The sequence below is a fragment of the Actinomadura darangshiensis genome, assembly GCF_004349235.1.
Classification (GTDB): Bacteria; Actinomycetota; Actinomycetes; order Streptosporangiales; family Streptosporangiaceae; genus Spirillospora; species Spirillospora darangshiensis.
In genome coordinates, this window is the sequence record NZ_SMKY01000447.1 from 1 (window position 1) to 5344 (window position 5344).

Below are 5344 nucleotides of genomic sequence, written 5' to 3' on the forward strand. Positions count from 1 at the left end.
CAGCTCGGCCGCGACGTGCGCGACCGGCCGGCCGTCCTGCACGACACGGCGAACCAGCAGGCATCTGCCGTGGAATGTCAGACGGGCGTTAGCGTGACTCACTGAGACCTCCGGGTGCTGGTGAAGCATGCAAACTCCACTACGCCCGGAGGTCTTCTTGCTGATCAAACACCTACCGGTCAGGTGTCACCAAGATCATGGCCAAGTACAGCTAGTCGCGCCGGCGGGTGAACATGGCCTCCACGCACTCGGCCATGCGCTTGTCCAGCTCCTCCTCCGGAAGGCCGATCTCGCGGGCGAGATGCTCGCGCAGCAGCGTGTACCCGTAGATCGTGGACGCGATCGCCGCCTGGACGGCCTCGACGTCCTCGACCGGCAGTTCGCCCCGCGCGGCCTCGGCGGCGAGGTCCTCCCGGCTCGCGCCCCGGTTGAGCAGCACGCGGGGCCGGTCGTCGCCGTCCAGCACCAGCAGCGTCGCCAGCCGGACCGGCTCGGGATGGCGCAGGCTCGTCCAGAACAGCCGGGCGAGCCGTTCGCGCAGCGGCAGGCCGGCCGCGTCGACCGCGTCCTCGGCGTTCGGCCGCGACCGGTGGAACAGCGCCGAGCGCAGCAGGGACCGCCGCGACCCGAAGTACTGGTAGACGAGCCCGCGGTTGACGCGCGCCTCGTCGGCGACCTGCCGCAGGTTCAGCCCGGCGAGGACGCCGCCGCGGCGCAGCAGCGCGACCGCCGCCGCCCGCAGCGACTCCTCCGTCGCGTCCCGGTCCCGGCCGCGGGCCGCCCCCTCACGCGCGGGGACCACCGGCCACGTAGATGACCTGCCCGGACACGAACGAGGCGTCGTCGCTCACGAGGAACGCGACGGTGCCGGCGATGTCGGCGGGGACGCCGACGCGCCGCACCGGGATCTCCTTGGCCGCGGCGGCCTTGAAGTCCTCGAAGTCGACGCCGACGCGGGCGGCGGTCGCCGCCGTCATCTCGGTCTCGATGAACCCGGGGGCGATCGCGTTGGCGGTCACGCCGAACTTGCCCAGCTCGATCGCGAGGGTCTTGGTGAAGCCCTGCAGCCCGGCCTTGGCGGCGGAGTAGTTGACCTGGCCGCGGTTGCCGAGCGCCGACACCGACGACAGGTTCACGATCCGGCCCCAGCCGGCCTTCGTCATGTGCTCCTGCGCGGCGCGCGACATCAGGAACGAGCCGCGCAGGTGCACCGACAGGACCGCGTCCCAGTCGTCGTCGGACATCTTGAACAGCAGGTTGTCGCGGGTGATGCCGGCGTTGTTCACCAGTACGACGGGCGGGCCGAGCTCCGCCGCGGCGCGCGCGACGGCCGCGGCGGCCTGCTCGGCGTCGGCGACGTCCACGCCGACGGCGAGCGCCGTCCCGCCCTCCTTGGTGATCGTCTCGACCGTGCCGGCGCAGGCGGCCTCGTCGAGGTCGCAGACGGAGACGGCGAAGCCCTCCCGCGCGAGCCGGACGGCGGTGGCGGCGCCGATGCCGCGCGCCGCGCCGGTGACGAGCGCTACCCGGTTCTCGGTCATGTGCGCAGCCCTCCGGTTCAGACCTGGATGTCCTTGGCGATGATGGTCTTGAGCACCTCGCTGGTGCCGCCGTAGATCCGGGTTACCCGGGCGTCGGCGTACAGGCGCGCGATCGGGTACTCCAGGATGTAGCCGTAGCCGCCGTGCAGCTGCAGGCACTTGTCGACGACGCGGGCCTGCACCTCGGTGCAGAACAGCTTGCAGACGGCGGCGTCGGCGGGGGTGAGCTCCCCGGCGTCGAGGGCCTCGACGCAGCGGTCGACGAGCGAGCGGGCGGCCTCGACCTCGGTGGCGCACTCGGCGAGGACGAACTTGGTGTTCTGGAACGACGAAACGGTCTTGCCGAAGACGGTGCGCTCCTGCACGTACTTGCGGGCGAACTCGACGGCGGCGGCCGCGGAGGCGTAGGAGCTGGTCGCGATGCCGAGCCGCTCCTCGGCCAGGTTGTGGGTGAGGTACTCGAACCCGCGGCCCTCCTCGCCGAGAAGGTCCTCGACGGGCACCCGCACGTCGGTGAACGACAGCTCGGCGGTGTCGGAGCTGCGCAGCCCGATCTTCTCCAGCTTGCGGCCGACCGCGTAGCCGTCGCTCCGGGTGTCGACGGCGAGGATCGACAGGCCCGCGCGGCGGTTCTCCGGCGTGGCCGGGGACGTCCGCGCCACCACCAGCACCCGGTCGGCGAGGACGCCGCCGGTGATGAACGTCTTGGCGCCGTTCAGCACGTAGTGGTCGCCGTCCAGCCTCGCGGTGGTCTGCATGCCGGCGAGGTCGGAGCCGGTGCCGGGCTCGGTCATCGCGATCGCGGTCATCATCTCGCCGCTGGTGAAGGGCGGCAGCCAGCGCTTCTTCTGCTCCTGCGAGCCGTACTTCAGCAGGTAGGGCAGGACGAGGTTGACGTGCACGCCGTAGCCGCCGAAGCCCACCCCGGCGCGGGCGCACTCCTCGGAGACCACGGCCTGGTACTTGAAGCTGGTCTCGCCGGCGCCGCCGTACTCCTCGGGCACCTGGATCCCGAACACGCCCAGCTCGCCGAGCTTGAGGTAGAAGTCGCGCGGCGGGTGCCCCGCGTCCTCCCACTCCTCGTAGACCGGGGCGACCTCGGCCTCGATGAAGTCCCTGATGGTGTCCCGGAACGCCTCGTGGTCCTCGTTGAAAACGGTGCGGCGCACGGCCGTCCCCTCTCGCTGCGTTACTAACAGAACGCTAATTTAACTCGAACGTAGTTCTAGAATCAAACGCGAGAACGGGCGAGCGGTCGGGCCGGCGGGCGGGCGGTCCAGGTCAGGGGCTGACCCGCTGCGACAGCGCCCGGAGGAAGAGGGCCTGCACCTGGCCGGGCGTGTCGGCCACGTAGGCGTCCCCGCGCGTGAGCTGCGCGATCTGCCGCAGCTCGTTGACGTCCACGTCCTCGCCGTTGCCGAACATGTTGATCAGCACCGGGCGCTCCGGGTCGTACTCGCGGCGGATGTGGTCCAGCGTCTCGGCCAGGGAGGGCCCGCCCGGGTCCTCGTTCCTGCCGTCCGTCCACAGCAGGATCGAGTTCACGTACTCCGGCTTGTAGGTCCGCTTCATGTAGTCGAACGCCGCCATGACCGTGTCGTACAGGCCGGTGTCGCCGTGCTCCTTCACCCTGATCTGCGCGAACGCGCTCAGCATGCGCTGGCGCCGGGTGGCCGAGCCGAGCCGCTCGCCAAGCGGCCCGACGCTGACCATCTCGCGCCAGTCCTGGCTACCCTCCAGCTCGGTGGAGAACACCCACTGGCCGAGCTCGCTGTCGTCCGGCAGCAGCGACAGCCCGCCCTGCGCCGTGCGGACCGTGGCCTGCAGGCGCGTCACGTCCGGCGCGATCTTCTCGTCCATGGAGCCGGACACGTCGATGATGCTCAGCATCCGGATGCTCAGCGACAGCTGCGCCCACGACTGCATGGTGCTGCGCACCTGCGCGGCCGGCGTCGCCGGGAGCGCCTTCGGCGGTCGCGGGTCCAGGCCGGTCCGCGCGGAGAACGCGGCGGGCGCGGTCCCGCCCGGCGTCCGGAACCCGAGCCGCTGGAGGTCGCCGCGGGCGGCCCGGTCCGAGAGCGCCTTCTTCAGCAGCCGGCCCGCGGCGACCTTGCCCGGGTCCTTCGACAGGACGGTGACGGGATGGTCGAGGTAGACGGTGCCCTCCGCCGGATAAACCGCGACGGCCGCAGTGGCCGGGCGGCGGGCGTTGTAGGCGTACACCGCCTGCTCGGGCGCCAGCGCGACGGGGTAGCGGTCGGTCGCGGGCTGGCCGAACGGGGTGAACTCCGCCTTGACGGACGCGGCGGTGCCCTCCCGGATCGTGCGGACCACGCCCGCGAACTGCGCCTCGCCGCCGGCGGCCCTGCCCAGCAGCGCGCTGGCGAGCATCAGCGAGCCCATGCCGGTGGCGGTCCGGTTGGGGTCGGGCACCTGCAGCCGGAGCAGCCGCGCCGGGATCACGCCGTCGCCGCCGGCCGGGTCCTCCTCGGCGTTCGAGGCGGTCCCCGCCGCCGCGAGCAGTTCCTTCCAGGAGGGCTGCGCGGGGGCGCCGAGGTTGCGCAGCTGCGTGGCGAGCCCGCTCGGCATCGCCACCACGATCGGAGACGAGGCGATGCCGCCGAACTGGGTGAACGCCCCCGCGGCGCCGGCCTGGCCGGACCCGCCGGCGAGCTTGGGCCACAGCGACGAGTCGGGGATCCACACGTCCGGCTTCTGCGTGACCCCGGCGACGCCCTTGCCGGACAGCAGCGTCGCGACGGCCGCGGGGTCGGTGGACCTGACCTCGGCGCGGACGCACTTGCCCTCCGCCTTGTGGCCGGCGTCGTTGAGGCGGCGCGCCGCCCGGACGACCGCGGGCGCGACGTCCGGCGCGGCGTCCACGCCGATCGTGACCGCGTCGTCGCCGGAGCAGCCGCCGGCCGCCGCGGCGACCGCGTACGCGCCCAGCCCGGTGAGCAGCACCAGGCCGACCGCGCCGGCGAGGGGGCCGAGCAGGATGCCGCCGACACGCCGCGGCGGGCGGTGCCCGCCGAGGCTCAGCCGTCTCCGGGGCGGCTTGGCGGCGGCGTGCGCCGGCCCGGGCGGGCGGGGCGCGCGGTCCGGCCGCTTGAAGGCGTCGAAGGGCTCGCCGGACTCGGTCCGGGGCGTGCCGTGGCGCGGGGTGCCGGGATGCGGCGTGCCGGGCTGGGGCTCGCGGGCGCCGCCGGGGTCGGAGGCGCCGAGGAAGGTGTAGGGGTTGTCGTGGCCGCCCGTGTCCGAGAGGTTCCGGGGTGCCCAGTCGGGCACGTCGTCGTGTCCGCTCATCGCCGATCTCCGTTTCCCGGGCGGGGGTTCCGGGCCGTGCCGCGCCGTCCGTCGGTGGCCCGCCGCTGAGACAGATGAGAGATGTGTCTCAGCAAGGCCGGTTGTGATGTTCGTCTCATCGGCGTCTTTCGTCAAGGGGTTCGGCGACCCGGGACTGGGCCGCAACGGGTCAGGTGGGCGGGACGGGCACGTCGGCGAGCAGCGCGGCCAGCCCGGCGGCGCGCGCGGGGGACACCTCGTCCGGCGCCCGCCCCGCGATGGCCGCCCGCAGCCGCGCCACCCGGTCCCCGAGGTCCACGGGCTCGCCCTGGTCCACCTCGTTGAGCAGGGTGGTGACCTGGACGGCGAGGTCGCTGCCGAACCGCGGCCCGACCTCGCCGCGCGCCATCCCCACGTCGATGGCGCGGCGCATCCGCGCGAGGGCGCCCACCGCCGCCGCGCGGGCGTCCGCCGCCGGCACCGCCGTACTCGACGGGGCCGGGGACGGGGCCTGCGGG

The 5344-nt window shown here is 73.4% G+C and carries 5 protein-coding genes; all 5 read right to left on the reverse strand.

The annotated features are described in order from the left end of the window. Positions 1 to 211: 211 nt before the first annotated feature. A complete protein-coding gene (locus tag E1293_RS44170) occupies positions 212 to 802 on the reverse strand; it encodes a TetR/AcrR family transcriptional regulator (protein ID WP_132205680.1) in 591 nt (196 codons plus the stop codon). After that, a complete protein-coding gene (fabG, locus tag E1293_RS44175; RefSeq protein WP_132205682.1) occupies positions 786 to 1541 on the reverse strand; it encodes a 3-oxoacyl-ACP reductase FabG in 756 nt (251 codons plus the stop codon). The genes E1293_RS44170 and fabG overlap by 17 nt, the downstream gene beginning before the upstream one ends. Positions 1542 to 1558: 17 nt before the next feature. Further along, positions 1559 to 2710, reverse strand: coding sequence for an acyl-CoA dehydrogenase family protein (locus E1293_RS44180; protein ID WP_132205684.1), 1152 nt, complete (start codon positions 2708 to 2710; stop codon positions 1559 to 1561). 112 nt (positions 2711 to 2822) lie between these two features. Beyond that, positions 2823 to 4847, reverse strand: a complete 2025-nt coding sequence (locus tag E1293_RS44185) for a substrate-binding domain-containing protein (RefSeq protein ID WP_132205686.1) — start codon at positions 4845 to 4847, stop codon at positions 2823 to 2825. 169 nt (positions 4848 to 5016) lie between these two features. Then, positions 5017 to 5344 (reverse strand): hypothetical protein (locus tag E1293_RS44190; protein WP_207939479.1); only part of this gene is annotated, 328 nt, incomplete at its 5' end.